A 16531-nucleotide genomic window follows, 5' to 3' on the forward strand; every position below is an offset into this window, starting at 1 on the left:
CCGCAACTCGGTGGCACGTCCGGGACCCCAGTGCTATTGTCGAGAAAACGTTTCCTGGAAACGCTTCCCAGCCTTCACGAGGAGCACTATGAGCCACCGCCGGTACGCCGTCGTCGGAGCGGGCCACCGCGCGAGCATGTACGTCGACGCCATCACCCAGACCTACGCCGACCGGGCCGTGCTCGTCGCGATCTGCGAGCCGAACCCCACGCGCGCGGACTACTACGTCGACGTCGTCACGGAGCGCGGGCTCGACGCGCCGACGGTGTGGCATCCCGATGCCCTCGAAGACATGATCCGCACCGAGCGCATCGACCGGGTCGTCATCTGCGCACGCGACGACCTGCACGCACCGCTCATCGTGCGGGCGCTCGAGGCGGGCGCCGACGTCGTCGTCGAGAAGCCGCTCACGATCGATGCGGCCAGCGCCGCCGCGATCGAGGAGGCCGTCGAGCGCACGGGCCGCGAGGTCGTCCTGACCTTCAACTACCGCTACTCGCCGCGCAACAGCGCGCTGCGCCAGGTCATCCAGGACGGGCTGATCGGCGACGTGCTGTCCGTCGACTTCTCGTGGGTGCTCGACACGAAGCACGGCGCCGACTACTTCCGCCGCTGGCACCGCGAGAAGAAGAACTCGGGCGGCCTGCTCATCCACAAGGCGAGCCATCACTTCGACCTCGTCAACTGGTGGATCCGCTCCACACCACGGCGCGTCTACGCGTCGGGCGGCCTCCGCTTCTACGGCGCCGACAACGCCGCGGCGCGCGGTCGCGGCGCCCGCCCCGAGCGCGGCACCCACGACGGCGCGCACGATCCCTTCGAGCTCGACCTGCGCGACGACGCGCGCCTCACAGCGCTCTACCTGGAGGCCGAGAAGCACGACGGCTACCGCCGCGACCGCGACGTCTTCGGCGAGGGCATCACGATCGAGGACAACCTGGCCCTCATCGTCGACTACGCGTCGGGCGCGACCCTGAGCTACTCGCTCAACGCGCACTCCCCCTGGGAGGGCTACCGTGTGGCGGTCAATGGCACGCTCGGGCGCGCCGAGCTCGAGGTCGTCGAGCGCGGCGCCGTGCTCGCCGATGAGGGCCTCCACCCCGTGCTCGACCCGAGCGCCGTCGACGCCGGCTCGTCGGGATCGCTGCGCCCCGAGGGCGAGCGCCTGCTCGTGCAGCGCCACTGGGAGGCGGCGGTCGAGGTGCCGATCGAGAGCGCCGGCGACGCGCACGGTGGCGGCGACACCCGCCTGCTGTCCGACGTGTTCGCAGGCCCCGGCGACGACCCGCTCGCGCGCCCGGCCGACTGGCGCGACGGCGTGCAGTCCATCGCGGTCGGCATCGCCGGCAACCGGTCGCTTGCGACGGGCCTGCCCGTCGAGGTCGCCGACCTCGGCATCCCACTGCTCGAGAGGGCCCGCGTGTGACCCGCATCGCCGTCACCGGCGGGGCCGGGCGCCTCGGCCGCAGTCTCGTCGCGGGACTCGTCGCCGCAGGCCACGACCTCGTCTCGCTCGACCGCAGCGTCTGCGACGCGCCCGAGCTCGCGGACGTCGCGCAGATCGCGGTGGACCTGTCGCAGGCGGATGCCGCGGCCGCCGCCCTCGCCGAGGCTCGCGCCGACGCGCTCATCCATCTCGCCGCGATCGCCGTGCCCTTCAGCGCGCCCGAGGACGTCATCATGCGCACGAACGCGGGGCTCGCGGTGTCGGTGCTCGGCGGCGCCGTGCGCGCCGGGATCCCGAGGATCGTCGCAGCCTCGAGCCCCACGGTGCTCGGCTACGGCGCCCCGACGGGCTGGGTGCCCGACCGCCTCCCGCTCGACGAGGACACGCCCCCGCGGCCGTGGAACGCATACGCCCTCTCGAAGCTGCTCATCGAGCAGACGATCGGGATGCTGCAGCGCCAGACCGGGGACGCGGTGCGGTTCGCCGCTTTCCGCCCCTGCTACGTCATCGCACCCGAGGAGTGGGAGGGCGCCCCGACGCAGCAGGGCCACACGGTGCGCGAGCGCCTCGACGACCCCGCGCTCTCGGCGCCCGCCGTCTTCAACTACGTCGACGCACGGGATGTCGCGACCTTCGCGGACACGCTGCTCGGCGCCCTGCCCGACATCCCCAACGGCGAAGTGTTCTTCGTCGGCGCCGACGACGCCCTCGCGCGCCGCCCGCTGGCGGAGCTCCTGCCCCTCTTCTACCCGGGGACCGAGGCGCAGGCATCCATCCTCACGGGAACCTCTGCCGCGTTCTCGAACGCGAAGGCCCGCCGGCTGCTCGGCTGGCGCCCCCAGCACGACTGGCGCTCGGAGCTCGAGCGCATCGATGCACGAAAGGAGTCGCCGGCATGGAGTTCGACGGCATTCTCTTCTTCCCGGTGACCCCGTTCGACGCGCAGCGACGCGTCGACACCGCGGTCCTCGGCCAGCACCTCGCGACGGCACTCGCGCACGGCCCCGGCGGGGTGTTCCCCGCGTGCGGCACGGGCGAGTTCCACGCCCTCTCGGCGTCGGAGTCAACGACGGTCGTGCGCGCGACCGTCGACGCCGTCGCGGGCCGCGTGCCCGTCGTCGCAGGCACGGGCGGGCCGCTCGGCCACGCCCTCGAGGTCGCCCGCGCCGCGGCCGACGCCGGCGCCGACGCCCTCCTCGTGCTGCCGCCGTATCTCGTGGGCGGGCCGCAGGCGGGGCTCGCCGCGTACGTGGAGGCGATCGCCGCGGTATCCCCTCTCCCCGTCGTGATCTACCACCGTGGCAACGCGGCGTACTCGGTCGACACCGTGCGCCGGCTCGTCGCGAATCCCAAGGTCGTCGGCTTCAAGGACGGCGTCGGCGACATCGGCACGGCGCAGCTCATCGTCCGCGCCGTCGCCGACGAGGGGCGCGACGACGTCGCGTTCTTCAACGGCCTGCTCACGGCGGAGCTGACGCAGGCGGCGTACCGCGGCATCGGCATCCCGCTGTACTCGTCGGCCGCGTTCGCCATGGCGCCCGACATCGCCAACGCGTACTACCGCGCATACGTCGACGGCGACGAGGCCCGCCGCCTCGCGCTGCTCGACGGCTTCTACGCGCCGCTCGTGCGGCTGCGCGACGAGACGCCCGGGTTCGGCGTCTCGCTCATCAAGGCGGGGCTCCGGCTCGGCGGCCTGCCCGTCGGCAGTGTGCGGCCGCCCCTCGTCGACCCCACGCCCGAGCAGGAGGAGCGGCTCGCCGGCATCCTCGCGGCGGGACGCGCGCTGGTCGAGCGGGTCCCGGTGTGACGACGATCGCCTCCTTCGACGCGCGGCTCGTGCGGGTCGCGCTGACGCGGCCGTGGGCGAGCGACGTCGCGACGGTCGGTGTCATCGCGACGCACGTCGTGCGCTCCGACGGCGCCGAGGGCTGGGGCTTCTCCTGGACGCCGCAGATCGGCGCCGAGGCCGTGCTCGCGCACCTGAACCACGACATCGCGCCCTTCGCGGTGGGCGAACCGGCCGACCCCGCAGAGCTGTGGGACGCGACCTGGGCCCACATCCACGAAGCCGGCGGCGGAGGCGTCACGACGATCGGCCTCGCGGGCCTCGATCTCGCGCTGTGGGATGCCGCGGCCCGCGCCGCCGGACTCTCGATCACCGATCACCTCGGCCGTCAGCGGGGCTCCGTCGCCGCGTACGGCAGCGGCGTCAACCTGCACTACCCACTCGACGAGTTGCTGGCCCAGGTGCGGCGGTGGATCGACGCCGGGTTCGGCGCCGTCAAGATCAAGGTCGGAGGGCCCGACCTGGCGGAGGACGTCGAACGCGTGCGCGCCGTGCGCGACCTGCTCGGCCCCGACCGCGGGCTCATGATCGACGCCAACCAGCGATGGTCGCTCGAGCGGGCGACCACGGCGATCGAGGAGCTGGCGGCGTTCGACCTCGCGTGGATCGAGGAGCCGCTGCGCGCCGACGACCTCGCCGGGCACGCCGAGCTCGCGGAGCGCATCGACGTGCCCATCGCGGTCGGCGAGAACCTGCACACGATCCACCGGTTCGCCGACTTCCTGCGCGAGGGCGCGGCGCAGATCGTGCAGCCCAACATCGTGCGGGTCGGCGGCATCACGCCGTTCCTGCGCATCGCGGATCTCGCCGCCGAGCACGGCGTGCCGCTGCATCCCCATCTCCTCCCGGAGCTCTCGGGGCAGCTCGCCCTCGCGCTGCCCGCCGTGCCGGGGGTCGCCGAGCCGCTCGCCGAAGACGTCGAAGACGCCGGGTTCGGTGCCCTCGGGGCGCTCGTCGACTCGAGCCCCGTCGCGATCGCCGGCGGCCGGCTCACCGATGTGCCGCATGTCGGCCTCGGCCTCCGCTTCCGCTGAAATCCCACGACCCGCGCGAGACTTCACGAATGTCACCGATCCGACGCCGGAGACGTACAGACGTGAAGTCTCGCGGACCAGAGCAAAGGACCCAGACGACATGAGCCTGACCGCCACCACGGCCACCACTGAGGACGAGCTCGACGCGATCGCGCAGGCGGCCGCCTCGGCCGCGCCCATGTGGCGCGCGTCGAGCGCCGCGCAGCGCGCCGGCTGGCTGCGCGCCGCGGCCGACGCGCTCGACGCCGCCGCCGACGAACTCGTCGAGATCGCCGACGGCGAGACGCGGCTCGGCACGGTGCGGCTGCGCGGGGAGATCGGTCGCACGACGGGGCAGCTGCGCCTCTTCGCGACCGTCGTCGAGGAAGGCTCGTACCTCGAGCTGACCGTCGACGACGCCGACCCGGCCGCGACTCCGCCGCGCCCCGAGCTGCGCCGCATGCTCACCCCCGTCGGACCGGTCGCCGTGTTCTCGGCGTCGAACTTCCCGTTCGCGTTCTCGGTCGCCGGCGGCGACACCGCGTCGGCCCTCGCCGGGGGCTGCCCGGTCATCGTGAAGGCGCACTCGGGGCATCCCGAGCTCTCCCGCCGCACGGCCCGTATCGTCGCGGCGGCGCTCGAGGAGGCCGGCGCACCCGCCGGCTCGCTCGCCCTCGTCGAAGGACGCGAGGCGGGCAACGCCCTCGTGCAGCATCCCGTCGTGCAGGCCGCCGGGTTCACCGGCTCGCTCTCCGGCGGACGCGCGCTGTTCGACCTCGCGAGCGGCCGCCCCGACCCCATCCCGTTCTACGGCGAGCTGGGCAGCGTCAACCCCGTCGTGATCACCGACGCCGCCGTCGCCGCCCGCCGCGACGAGCTCGCGAAGGGCCTCGTCGGCTCCTTCACGCTCGGTGTCGGCCAGTTCTGCACGAAGCCTGGGGTCGTGTTCGTGCCGCGCGGCGCGGGCTTCGAGGAGGCCGTCACCGGCCACGCCGCCGCGGCCACGGGCGGACCGCTGCTCACCGACCGCATCACGGCGGCCTTCCCCGAGGGCATCGACCGGCTCGTCGCCGATCCCTCGGTCTCGGTCGTCGCGGGCGGGCTGCGCGACGAGTCCGGCGCGGCGCACCCCGTCGTGCTGACGACGGATGCCGCCGCCGTCGCCGCGCGCCCCGACGTGCTGCTCGAGGAGTGCTTCGGACCCGTCACGCTCCTCGTGTGCTACGGCGACGCCCACGACCTGCGCCGCGCCCTCGAGGCCGTGCCGGGAAGCCTGACCGCCACGCTCCACTCCGAGCCGGGCGACGATGTCGCCGACGTGCTCGCGCTGCTGCAGCGCAAGGCCGGCCGCGTGCTGTTCGCGGGCTGGCCGACGGGCGTCGCCGTGACGTGGTCGCAACACCACGGCGGGCCCTGGCCGGCCACCACCTCGCTGCACACGTCGGTCGGCGCGACCGCGATCCGCCGATTCCTCCGGCCCGTCGTGTTCCAGGACGCCCCCGAGGCGCTCCTTCCCGACGTGCTCCGCGACGCCGAGCTCGGGCGGCTGCCGCACCGCCGCAACGGGGTGCTCACCGCCTGACAAGCGTGACGGAGGGATTACGGCGTGAAACGTCGTCCCGCGCAGCGGGAGCCGGCCCGCAGGCCGGCTCCCGCCGTGTCAGCGACTGACTGTCAGCGGCCGAACGCCTCGACGGGCGGGACGCACTCGCCCGGGAAGGCGTCGAGGTCGGGCACGCGGCTGACCCGCGTGAAGGTCGTGGCGAACGGGGCCACTTCGGTCGCGCCGGCGAGAAGCAGCTTGCCCTGGAAGTCGGTCCAGTTGAAGATCCACTCCATTCCCGGCCGGTCCGCGACCCAATTGGGGGAATTGCCGCCGCCGTCGCCGATCGTCTCGCGGACGAGGTCGTCGTTCATGCGCCACTCGCCGTATTTCCAGGTGCACGACGATGCGTTCTGCTGCGTCATCGCGAAGCGACCGTCCTTCACGACGAGCATGTAGTGACCCCAGTCCTCGTCGGCGATGTTCCAGTCGGGGTAGCCCTGAGCAAGGCGGTCATCCCGGGTCACGTCCGCGGTGTAGGTGCCGTCGAGCCGATCCGACACCTCGGTCGGCCAGTCCGCGGGTGGATCCATGCACTCGAGGGGCTTCTCCGGCGGCGTCGTCGCGCGGAGCTCCGCGACGCGCTGGAAGACCTGCGCGCCGACCTCCGTCGCGGCGATCTCGTCGATGAGCGGACGAACCTTCGCACGCAGCCCGGCGATGGCCGCGGCCCCTGCGCGCGGGAAGGTCATCCCGACTCCGCACGACCAAGTGGTGCCCACGCTGTCGTCGAGGGCGTGCCCTTCCACGATGGTCGGAATGACGGCCTTCACTGCGTCGTGAAGTGCCGCCCGCTCCTGCTCGTCGAGCGCCGCGAGCGCGGCCGGATTGCCGATGACGACGACCGGGCGCGGCCAGAACGTCACGTCGCCCGTGACGGACCGGCCCGCCTTGTGGAAGTTGTTGTCGGGGATCGCCATCACGGGGAGCAGTGAGCCCTTGATGTTGTCGAACCGGGCACCGTTGGACTCCCATTCGATGAACTTCGTGCCGAGCAGTGCGAACGCACGCTCGGTCACCTGTCCCCGGCTGGTCGAGATCGTGGCGCCCTCGAAGTCCGCAGCCGTCAGCAGCGTGCCGCTCGTGCCGAACGGGTGGGCGAGCGACCCCGGAATGATCCCGACCGGCTCGACGCCCAGCTGGGACACGTCCTGAAGCATCGCGGCAGTCAGTTCGTCGTCCTGCAGCAGCTTCTCCTCCATCGCCAGCGAGTCGACGACGAAGGGCGCGATCAGCGGGTCGAGCGAGGAGACCCCGAATTCTCCGAGGCTCGCGGCGGGCACGGCGGCGAGCGGAATCGTGCCCTTGCGCACGGCGTCGAGCAGCGCCGGCGTGCGCCACCCGACCTTGTTGCTCGTCTCCTCCCAGCTCAAGGCGTCAAGCTCCACGCGACCGTGCGACATCGCGGCCACGGTGTTGGCGTATTCGTGGATCTCCCACCCGGCCATCCCGATGGTCAGCGTGGTGGGCGCCGGCGTCTTCTGCCCGCCGGAGCGGTCCAGGGCCGTCGCGTCGGCCGTGCAGGCCGCGCAGGCCAGGATGATGAGGCCCGCCGACACTGCTGCTGCAGCGAACCGCGTGCCATGCGTGAACGTGGACATCGGGAACCTCCGAACGGATGCCGGTCGCGGAATGCGAATCCGAATCGGTGGCCAGGCTATGGATCGGGCGGTGATGCGGGCATCGGGTCGCACCCTCGACTGTTCGGACCGCCGCCGAGGGTGAACCCTCATCGGTCCGACCTCAGGTGGATGAGCGCGGCGAGCACCCGCCGGTGGTCTTGGGGCGAGTCCTCGAGGCCGAGCTTGGCGAACACGTGCCCCACATGCGCCTCGACGGTCTTCGGGCTGAGGTAGAGCTTCGCGCTGATCGCCGCGTTCGAGCGTCCTTCGGCGATGAGGGCGAGCACCTCCCGCTCGCGAGCGCTCAGCGGCAGCTCGTCACGCGATGGACGGTTCATGAGGCGGGCCACGATGGTCGGATCGACGACGCACTCGCCTGCCGCGAGGCGATTCATGGCATCCGCGAGCACCGCGACATCCGAGACGCGGTCCTTCAACAGGTATCCGGAGCCGCCCGGAAAGGTGCCGAGCAGTTCGACGGCGTAGCGCGAGTCGACGTAGTGCGAGAGCACGAGCACCCCCAGCTCGGGATGCCTGGCGCGCAGCCGCCGGGCGGCGACCAGCCCCTCGTCGGTGAAGGTCGGCGGCATGCGGATATCCACGATCGCGACGTCCGGCGCATGCGCCTCGGCGAGGCGCTCGAGCGATCGGCCGTCGCCGGCTGTCCCCACGACGTCGAACCCGGCATCGGCGAGCAGGCGCGCCATCCCCTCCCGCAGCAGCACCTCGTCTTCGGCGATCACGATCCGCATGGCAGCTCCGCCCGCACAGTCAGCATCCCGAGGCTCTCGTCCACCCGAAGCTCCCCGCCCACAGCGCCGACGCGATCGACGAGGCCGGCGACGCCACCCGCGAAGCCATCCGATACGTCGGGACGAGCGCGCGTGCCGGTCACGGTGACGAGGAGAGTCTCGTGCTCGCAGACGATGTCGACGTCTGCCGCGCGCAGCCCCGCGAGGGTCTCGGCGACCACGAGGTAGGCCGTGGTCTCGACGGCGTCGGGCCATCTCCCGCTCGGCAGCCCGCCGAGGCTGACGGGGATCGAGGCCGACTCCCGCAGCTGTTCGAGGGCGGCGGCGATCCCCTCCTCCGCGAGTGCGGCGGGGTAGATGCCGTGCGCCAGCGTCCGCAGCTCCTCCAGGGCAGCGACGACCTCCGCGATGGCTTCGCTCTTGCGGACATCGGGATGCTCCGCCTCCGCGAGCCGCAGAACGATCAGCAGCGCGACGACCTGCTGTTGAGCGCCGTCGTGCAGATCTCGTTCGAGACGGCGACGCTCATCGTCGAACGACGCGACGAGTCGTGAGCGTGACTGCCTGAGGTCGCTCACGCGGAGGGCGAGCTCGGCCTGGAGCCGCTCGTGCTCGAGCGCGAGGCCGGCGGCGCGGGTCACCGCATCGCGGAACTCCCCGTCGTCGAGCAGCCCCGGCCGGTGGGTGAGTAGCGCGAGCTCTGCGCCGTCTCGGCCGATCGCGGGCGTGACCCGTCGAGCGCGGTCATCCCTCGACTCGCGCGGGTCGGCCACCGTCCGGCCGCCGGCATCCACGGTCCGGTCTGCCACGGGGAAGAGGAGATCGAGGGAGTCGTCTCGGGTGATGGATGCCAGCTCCCCGCGCAGGGCGCCGGGCTTCGCGGCGGTCGACAGCTCGGCCACGAGGCGTGCCGAGCGTCTGCGCGCGGCCGCGATGCGCACCATCTCCCACGACACCGCGACGGCGAGTGCGATGAGTGCCACCGAGACGAACTCGAGCGCCGCATCGGAGGTGCCGCGCGCGGTGGGCCCGGCGAATGTCGTCGAGGCGGCGGCAACCGCCCACAGGGCGAGGGCCGCTGCCGAAGCGGCACACACCGGACCGATCAGCAGCCGCTCGGCGGGACTCACGACGAGAATCCGTACCACGATGACGGCGGTGAACACGACGCACGTCACCATCGAGACGAGGCTCGCGGTCCAGGCGGCCGCATCGGCGGCACCGACGTCACCCACGATCAGGAGCAGGTTCTCGGGGCACGAACCGCAGCCGGTGCGAGCGGAGTCGTAGACGGCGGCGGCGGCGAGCGCAGGTAGCATCGCGGCGGCGAGGCCGACGACGATCACCTGCCGGTACGTCCGTCTCTCGGGGTGCGCGGAGGGAAAGGCGAGCGCGAGCCAGCCGACGAACGGGATCCACACCGTGTGCATGAGCAGGCCGACGGTGAAGATCACCGGTCCAGGCGCAGCCGGGTTCGCCCACTCGGCCAACGCCCACGAAGCTCCGATCGCGATGACGAGAGGGGCGAACGGCCGTCGGCGGATGAGTGCGGCGAGCCCTGCCGCGAGCAGGGCGACTTCGGCGATCAGCTCGAATACCACGCCGACGGCATCGTGGGCGAGGGCGAACTCGCTCCCCGCGCGGACGATACCCAGCGCGACGACGCACACGACGACGGCAGCGACGACGGCTCCCCCCGCGGCGAACCGCCCGAGGAAGCGCGGGCTCGGCGCACGGGCCGTCCGCGCCCCAGTGCTCATGGCGAGTCCCCGACCAGCGACCGGGACCGTGATGACGGCAGCCGAGCATGCACGACGGTGCCCGCCCCCAGGGGGCTCTCCACGTCGAGCTGTCCGCCGACGGACTCGGCGCGCTCACGGATCCCGCGCAGGCCGGTACCGGCATCCATCGACGCTCCACCCCGGCCATCGTCCCGGATCGTGACGAGAACGGTCTCATCGGAGTCGCGTTCGACCGACACGGTCACCTGTGCAGATCCGGCGTGCTTCGCGGCGTTCGTGAGCGCCTCCGCGCAGATGTACCAGATCGCCCGACGGACCTCAGGCTCCAGGTGGGCGATGTCGACGCGCACTTCCACACCGAGCGGAAGGCCGCTCGCAAGACTGTCGAGCGACGAGGAGAGGTCGTCGTCGGCGAGCGCCGCGGAGTGCAGGCCGCGTGCGAACCGCCGCAGTTCCTCCTCCGCGCGGGCTGCGGCGATCACCGGACCGTCGTCGAGCCCATCGACCCGCCCGAGCAGATCGGCGACGCGGTCGAGCCGACGAAGGGGTCCTGCCCGCAGCGCCTGGGCGAACCCGCGCCTCGCCGCATCCTCGGCATCCCGCAGCCGGTCGCGAGAGTCCTCGATCTGGACGACCCGCGCGCGCACGTCGGCATGCAGCTGCACGTTCCGCAGGGCGAGCGAGGCGGCGGCCGCGATCTGAGGCAGCAACGCGGCATCCACCTGGATCGCGCGATCGTGCATGAGCACCGCGACCCTTCGGCCGTCGTCGTCGACGGGGGTGATGACACGGTTCCGCGCCGGCTCCTGCCAGGGGACCGCGATGCCCGCCTCGTCCGCGTACCGACCGTCGGCGAGCCGGTAGCCGAGCCAGAGATCAGGGTCGCCGATCAGGCGGGCGAGCCGGTCGCGCAATGAGCCGGCGTCGGTCACGCCCCGGAGGTCGATGGCGACATCGACGAGGGCGGAGTCCCGCGATCGACCCAGCGTCATGTCGATGAGGAGGAGGAGCCCGACGTAGGCCGTGCCCACGAGGTAGACGGCGAGCGCGAGGTCGCCCGATGCACCGAGCAGCCTCAGCGCGAACGGTGACGTCCACGCGAGGCACAGCACCGCCGCCGCGATCAGGGCGGCGACCGCCGACGGGCGCGCCGTGCTGGGACTGCCGCCCACCCGGAGAGCTGCCACGCCGAGCACCGCCGCGGAGGCCATCACGATCAGCGCCGGCTGCGGGCCGAACGCCCCGATCAGCCCTGCCGCGGACGCCAGAGCCACGGCCGCGATCGCCCGGCCCGATCGCAGTCGGGCCGCCGGATAGGCCAAGACGAGCCACGCAAGCGCACCCTGATGAGCCCATTGCAGGACGCCGATCGCACCCGCGAACCAGAGCACCGCGGCGACGCCCGCCGGCACGCTCACGCCTCGGTACCGCGGGATGGCGACCGCTGCGACGGCGAGGATCGCAAGCGAGACACCGGGTGCGGCATCCGCGATCGCGCTTCCCGCCGCTCCGGACGTCGCGAGCCACCCGGTCGCGACGATTGCCGTGATCGCGGCGAGGACATGGGCGAGGGCTGCGCGGGTCATGGCGCCGCCGCACCGCCGTCCAGGATGCGCGTCACGGCCGCCGCGGACAGCTCGTGCTTCGCGACGAACCCTCTGGCGGGTGTCGCGGCGAGGCGCCTGCCGAAGCCGGCGGCGTCGCGGGTCGAGGTCAGCACGACCATCGGGCTGTCGTCGGCGCCGACGAGCCGACGCGCGACGGCGAACCCGTCCTCCCCGGGCAGCATGACGTCGAGGAGTACGACATCGGGATGCACGCGGGCGCATTCCGTCACCGCGTCGTCGCCGTCGGCCGCCTCGCCGACGACCGTGAATCCGCCGAGCTCGAGCATGGCACGCGCGGCCGAGCGGAACTCCGCATGGTCGTCGACGATGAGCACGGTGCGTGCCATGCGCTGATGGTGGCACAGGTCGAGCCGCGAGAACATCAGGGCTGACCCTCGCCGCGAACTCCCCCTCAGGCCTCTATCTCCTGCCCGAGCCCGCGCACTCGTCCATCCCGGACGAGATGCGGCATCACACGGGCATCGACGCCTGACGGTCGCCGAGAAGGCGCCCGCCTTCCCCTACTTCGCGCCGCGCTCGGCGAGGGAGGCGATCCAGCGCTGCCAGCCGACGAGCACTCGGGGCTCCCGCGCCTCGTGGCGGTGGGCGGCGTGTGCGTGCTGGTGATGCCCGGCGACCGTGCGCCGGTTCCGGTGGGTGCGGGCGGTCGGCGTGCCGTGCGCGGGCACGCCGGGAACCCGGTGGGTCAGGGTGTGCAGGCGGTCGAGGATCATGACCGGATTCCTTGTCTCTCTAACACTGTTCGAGAGGTACTCTTACACCGTTAGTGATCCATGTCAAGGAGAACGCGTGGCACTCACCCGGCACGACGTCATCGTCGGCGCGCTCGCGCTCGCCGATGCCGACGGACTCGACGCGTTGTCCCTGCGCTCGCTGGCCACACGGCTCGGCGTGCAGGCGCCGACCCTGTACTGGCACGTCCGCAACAAGGCCGAGCTTCTCGACGCGCTCGCCGATCGGATCATGGACGACGTCCTCGACGATCTCGCCGTCCCCCAGCCGGGATCCGACTGGCGCGACTGGCTGCTCGGGGCCGCCGTCGGGATGCGCGCGACGCTGCTCCGTCACGCGGACGGCGCGCGGATCGTTGCCGGAGCCCGCGCTTCACTGCGCCGCGCGGACTTCGCCGAGCGCGCCGTCACCGTGCTCGTCGAAGCGGGCGTGAGCGTCGGCGAAGCACGGCTCGTGGTGCTCGCCGTCGAGCGCTTCACGATCGGCTACGTCCTCGACGAGCAGTCTCCACAGCCTGATGACGCGGATCGACCGGCCCCTGAAGAGTTGATGCGACGCCTGCCGAATCTCACTCGCGCGATCATCGACTACTTCGAGACGGGCCGGACGGCCGACGACCTCTTCCGAGACGAGGTGCGGCTCATCCTCCGCATGTGAGGAGCGGGGTCTGGACGGCCGGAGTCGGCGCTGCTAGCTTGACGGCCGTCAGGTTCCTCATCTTCGGGTGGCGAGAGAGGATGCCGCCATGCGGCGACAGGAGACACACGACGGCATCACCGTCCAGGCGATCGCGGGTACGCATGCCGTGCTGCTGGGCTTCGACGTGGCGGGGCTCGATCAGCTCGACGCACTCGGGTTCGCGATCCGGCGGAAGGACCATGCCGACGACGAGCAGTATTACCTGCGGGGCATGAAGGTCTTCCCGTCGGTCGTGCCCGACCCCGCTCCCGGTCAGAACTACTCGCTGCGCCGCCAGCCCGTGCAGGGCTTCCAGTGGGGCGACTACACGGCCAAGCCGGGGCGCACCTACACCTACCGGGTCGCGCTTCTGCACGCCCCGGTCGCCGCGCCGACGATCGGCGCGTTCGTGGACGTGACCGTGACGACAGAACTCGAGGACGACGGGGTCCACGGCGTGTGGTTCAACCGTGGCGTCGCCGGATCGCAGGCGTGGAACGCGAAGTTCGGGCCGCCTTCCGAGGAGCTGAAGAAGCCGACCTCGAGCGCGTGGGCATGGCTGTCGCGCGGGCTGGGCGAGGCGTTCCTGGCCACCGTGGGGTCGGCCGCCGACGCATCCTGGGCGATCCACGGCGCGTTCTACGAGTTCACCTGGACGGAGGCGCTCGACGCCTTCGCGGCCGCCGCCGCGCGCGGCGTCGACGTGCAGCTCGTGGTCCACGGCCGCGACAAGGACCCCGACGGCGCCGACGCCGACAACGACGAGACCGCCGCGCGAAACCACGTCGCGGCCACTCAGGCGGGCCTGGATCCCCTCATCACGTGGCGGGTGGCACCGAACAAGGGGGCGCTGCAGCACAACAAGTTCCTCGTGCTCTCCCACAACGGCGTCCCGGTCGCCGTGTGGACCGGCTCGACGAACCTCACCCAGGGAGCCGTGTACGGGCACTCCAACGTCGGGCACCTCGTTCACGACGCAGACGTCGCCGCGGCGTTCCTCACGTACTGGCAGCAGCTGCACGCCCCGAACACCACGGCGCAGCTGCGCCTGTGGAGCGAGGCGAACAATCCTCTGCCGACCCCGCTCCCGATTCCCGTCTTCTCGCCCCGCCGTACGAACAGCGACCTGCTCACTGTCTACGCGGACCTCTTCGACGCCGCCGATTCGAGCGTGCACCTGACCGGCGCGTTCGGGCTCAACGCGGTCTTCCGGGCGCGACTCGGCATTCCCCGCGACTATCCCCGCACCGTGCTGCTCGACAAGCAGCCGCCGTTCAAGACCCGCATCCCCCGCGACGACAAGAACGTGCGAGTGGTGTGGGGCGGACACCTCTCGTCACAGCTGGAGCAGTGGGCCGCCGAGCAGCTGACGGGCTTCAACGGGCACGTGCCCTACATCCACCTCAAGGTCATCCTCATCGACCCGCTCTCCGATGCCCCCGCGGTGCTGACCGGATCCGCGAACTACTCCGACGCCTCGACCGAGGCCAACGAGGAGAACACCCTCGTCCTGCAGACCACCCCGACCGGCATCACCTCTGCGGAGGCGATGAAGCGCATCAGCGACATCTACCTCACGGAGTATCACCGGCTCTTCATGCATCACGTCTTCCGCGCCTTCGCGCAACCCCACACCCCCGGCCTCGCTTCCAGCGGGGATCGCGGCCTCAAGGAGGACAAGAGCTGGATCGAGCCCTACCTCACCGGGTGGCGCGCTCGCCAGCGCACGCTTTTCGCCGGAACGGACTGAGCCACTACGCCGTCGCGTCAGCCCGGCCCGACCCCGAGCGTGTCGATGTCGAGGAGGATTCCAGCGGCGGTACCCGCTGGCCATCGTCCGCGTTCCGGGCAGCGCGCGCGGCGATGGCGTTCGCGCAGGCCGGGGGGGATGATGAGAGTCAGGTGGAGGCGATTCCCCCCGAGCGGCTCCCGTTCCTGTCGTCGTTCACCGGACGGGTTCGTGCGATGGGGAAATTCACCTACGAAGGCACGGTGAAGGTCGACTTCGAGGATCGCGCGCTCGCGCATCTGATGCTGGTCATCGGCATGAAGCTTCGCCGCGGTGAGCCGTTCCATTTCAGCTGGAAAGACGACGTGAGCATCGGCGACGGCCGCACGACGGTCTGGATCCACCCTCAGTGTGCGCTCGTGTACAAGTTCTACGGGAGCAGGATGCCGCAGCTCAATCGCGCCTGGATCGACGCCCTGATGCAGACGGCGAACTCCAGCACCGGGCTCTATCTGGTCCCCGAGCCCCCCGTACCCGTCCACCATCTGGAAGAGGAGCACGAGCTGGCATGACCCCGGTCGCGCGCGCCCTCACTCCCGGTCGTGCGGGCCACAGCTCTGACGAACGATGAGCTCCGGGTCGAGCACGGTGCGCCGGCGGCGCGGCTTCTTGCCGTCGATCAGGTCGGACAGCATGCGCATGGCGCGGACGCCGATCTCGCGCACGGGAACCTCGACCATGGTGAGCGGCGGGTCGACGAGCTCGGCCATCGGGGTGTCCGTGTAGCCGACGATCGCGAGATCGCGGGGAACGCGCACTCCCCGGGACTTCGCCTCGGTCAGCGCCCCGAGCGCGAGGGTCGAACCGGCCGCGAAGACCGCCGATGGCGGATGGGGCAGGTCGAGCAGGCGCGCCATAGCGGCCCGACCCGCCTCGATCGTGAACTCCGGCACTTCGGACACGAGTTCGGCCGAGGCATCCGCGCCGCCGACCTCGATGGCGCGTCGATATCCGTCGGAGACCTCCGCGACGTTCGCCCAGATCAGCGGAGCGGTGATGAGGCCGATCCGGTCGTGACCGTGGTCGATCAGATGCGATGTCGCGCTGAAACCGGCACCCTCGCCGTCGAAGAGCAGGCTGTATCCCCGCCTGTCGGGCTGATCGACGTGCACGATCGGCAGCCGGGTCACGCGTGAGTCGAGCTGATCGGGCATCCGGCCGACCGACACTGCGATGATGCCGTCCACTCCGCGCGCGATCAGGCGACGGGTCATGGCATCGGCGAGCCGCGGTGAGTCGCGCGCATCCGCGATCAGCACGAGTGTCCCCCGGTCGCTCGCGACGTCTTGGATGCCCCTGACGAGCGGAAGATAGAAGGCACCGAGATCGGCGACGAGCACGGCGATCGTGTTGACGCCGAACGGGACGGCGCTGTTCGGCAGACCCCCGGTGGGCGTCGCCAGCACGACGGTCCCGACACCGTGCCTGGTCTGCACGAGCCCGTCGGCCTCGAGCCTCGCGTACGCAGCGCGAACGGTGTTGACGTTGACGCCCAATCGGCCGGCGAGCGACCGGACCGACGGGAGCAGATCGCCCGGCGCGAGGTCGCCGTCGGCGATCTGCAGCGCGATGCGGGTGCAGATCTGCGTCGCGAGGCTGACGCCCGAGCGCGGGTCGAGCTGGAACGTTGACAGAGGATCCTCCCCGGGGGACAATTCGGACAACTGTATCAGTGA

At 71.6% G+C, this 16531-nt stretch carries 15 protein-coding genes; 8 read left to right on the forward strand and 7 right to left on the reverse strand.

All coding sequences use genetic code 11. From position 1 onward, the window contains the following. Nucleotides 1-88 precede the first annotated feature (88 nt). From ACH3VR_RS16595 to ACH3VR_RS16615, 5 genes are all read left to right on the forward strand, one after another. Nucleotides 89-1426, forward strand: coding sequence for a Gfo/Idh/MocA family protein (locus ACH3VR_RS16595; RefSeq protein ID WP_397557432.1), 1338 nt, complete (start codon nt 89-91; stop codon nt 1424-1426). Then, entirely contained in the window at nt 1423-2376 is a 954-nt protein-coding gene (locus ACH3VR_RS16600; RefSeq protein WP_397557433.1) for an NAD-dependent epimerase/dehydratase family protein, read from the forward strand. Before ACH3VR_RS16595 ends, ACH3VR_RS16600 begins: the two co-directional genes overlap by 4 nt. After that, complete coding sequence (locus ACH3VR_RS16605; protein ID WP_397557434.1) at nt 2343-3257, forward strand: 5-dehydro-4-deoxyglucarate dehydratase; 915 nt, start codon at nt 2343-2345, stop codon at nt 3255-3257. Before ACH3VR_RS16600 ends, ACH3VR_RS16605 begins: the two co-directional genes overlap by 34 nt. Beyond that, nucleotides 3254-4330: a mandelate racemase/muconate lactonizing enzyme family protein gene (locus ACH3VR_RS16610; protein WP_397557435.1), complete on the forward strand. Its 1077-nt coding sequence runs from the start codon at nt 3254-3256 to the stop codon at nt 4328-4330. The genes ACH3VR_RS16605 and ACH3VR_RS16610 overlap by 4 nt, the downstream gene beginning before the upstream one ends. A 100-nt stretch (nt 4331-4430) precedes the next feature. Next, nucleotides 4431-5891 (forward strand): aldehyde dehydrogenase (NADP(+)), encoded by a 1461-nt coding sequence (locus ACH3VR_RS16615; protein ID WP_397557436.1) that lies wholly within the window; start codon nt 4431-4433, stop codon nt 5889-5891. 92 nt (nt 5892-5983) lie between these two features. Here the strand turns inward: ACH3VR_RS16615 and ACH3VR_RS16620 are convergent, their stop codons facing one another. The 6 genes from ACH3VR_RS16620 to ACH3VR_RS16645 all read right to left on the reverse strand — a co-directional run bounded on the left by ACH3VR_RS16620 (nt 5984) and on the right by ACH3VR_RS16645 (nt 12369). Continuing rightward, nucleotides 5984-7513: a hypothetical protein gene (locus ACH3VR_RS16620; protein ID WP_397557437.1), complete on the reverse strand. Its 1530-nt coding sequence runs from the start codon at nt 7511-7513 to the stop codon at nt 5984-5986. Between the two features lie 128 nt (nt 7514-7641). Next, entirely contained in the window at nt 7642-8286 is a 645-nt protein-coding gene (locus ACH3VR_RS16625) for a response regulator (RefSeq protein WP_397557438.1), read from the reverse strand. Then, on the reverse strand, nt 8274-10046 hold the full coding sequence (locus ACH3VR_RS16630) for a sensor histidine kinase (RefSeq protein WP_397557439.1): 1773 nt from the start codon (nt 10044-10046) through the stop codon (nt 8274-8276). The genes ACH3VR_RS16625 and ACH3VR_RS16630 overlap by 13 nt, the downstream gene beginning before the upstream one ends. Further along, nucleotides 10043-11614, reverse strand: coding sequence for a sensor histidine kinase (locus ACH3VR_RS16635; RefSeq protein ID WP_397557440.1), 1572 nt, complete (start codon nt 11612-11614; stop codon nt 10043-10045). Before ACH3VR_RS16635 ends, ACH3VR_RS16630 begins: the two co-directional genes overlap by 4 nt. Then, on the reverse strand, nt 11611-11982 hold the full coding sequence (locus ACH3VR_RS16640; RefSeq protein ID WP_397557441.1) for a response regulator: 372 nt from the start codon (nt 11980-11982) through the stop codon (nt 11611-11613). The genes ACH3VR_RS16635 and ACH3VR_RS16640 overlap by 4 nt, the downstream gene beginning before the upstream one ends. A gap of 174 nt (nt 11983-12156) precedes the next feature. Then, on the reverse strand, nt 12157-12369 hold the full coding sequence (locus tag ACH3VR_RS16645) for a hypothetical protein (RefSeq protein ID WP_397557442.1): 213 nt from the start codon (nt 12367-12369) through the stop codon (nt 12157-12159). 76 nt (nt 12370-12445) lie between these two features. Between ACH3VR_RS16645 and ACH3VR_RS16650 the strand changes: the two genes are divergently transcribed. From ACH3VR_RS16650 to ACH3VR_RS16660, 3 genes are all read left to right on the forward strand, one after another. Beyond that, entirely contained in the window at nt 12446-13045 is a 600-nt protein-coding gene (locus ACH3VR_RS16650) for a TetR/AcrR family transcriptional regulator C-terminal domain-containing protein (RefSeq protein ID WP_397557443.1), read from the forward strand. A gap of 88 nt (nt 13046-13133) precedes the next feature. Then, entirely contained in the window at nt 13134-14816 is a 1683-nt protein-coding gene (locus ACH3VR_RS16655; RefSeq protein ID WP_397557444.1) for a phospholipase D-like domain-containing protein, read from the forward strand. Nucleotides 14817-15031: 215 nt separating this feature from the next. Next, nucleotides 15032-15367: a DUF7882 family protein gene (locus tag ACH3VR_RS16660; RefSeq protein WP_397557466.1), complete on the forward strand. Its 336-nt coding sequence runs from the start codon at nt 15032-15034 to the stop codon at nt 15365-15367. A gap of 18 nt (nt 15368-15385) precedes the next feature. Here the strand turns inward: ACH3VR_RS16660 and ACH3VR_RS16665 are convergent, their stop codons facing one another. Further along, a complete protein-coding gene (locus tag ACH3VR_RS16665; protein WP_397557445.1) occupies nt 15386-16510 on the reverse strand; it encodes a GntR family transcriptional regulator in 1125 nt (374 codons plus the stop codon). Between the last annotated feature and the right edge of the window lie 21 nt (nt 16511-16531).

It is taken from the genome of Microbacterium alkaliflavum (genome assembly GCF_044325405.1).
In the GTDB taxonomy this organism is placed as follows: Bacteria; Actinomycetota; Actinomycetes; order Actinomycetales; family Microbacteriaceae; genus Microbacterium; species Microbacterium alkaliflavum.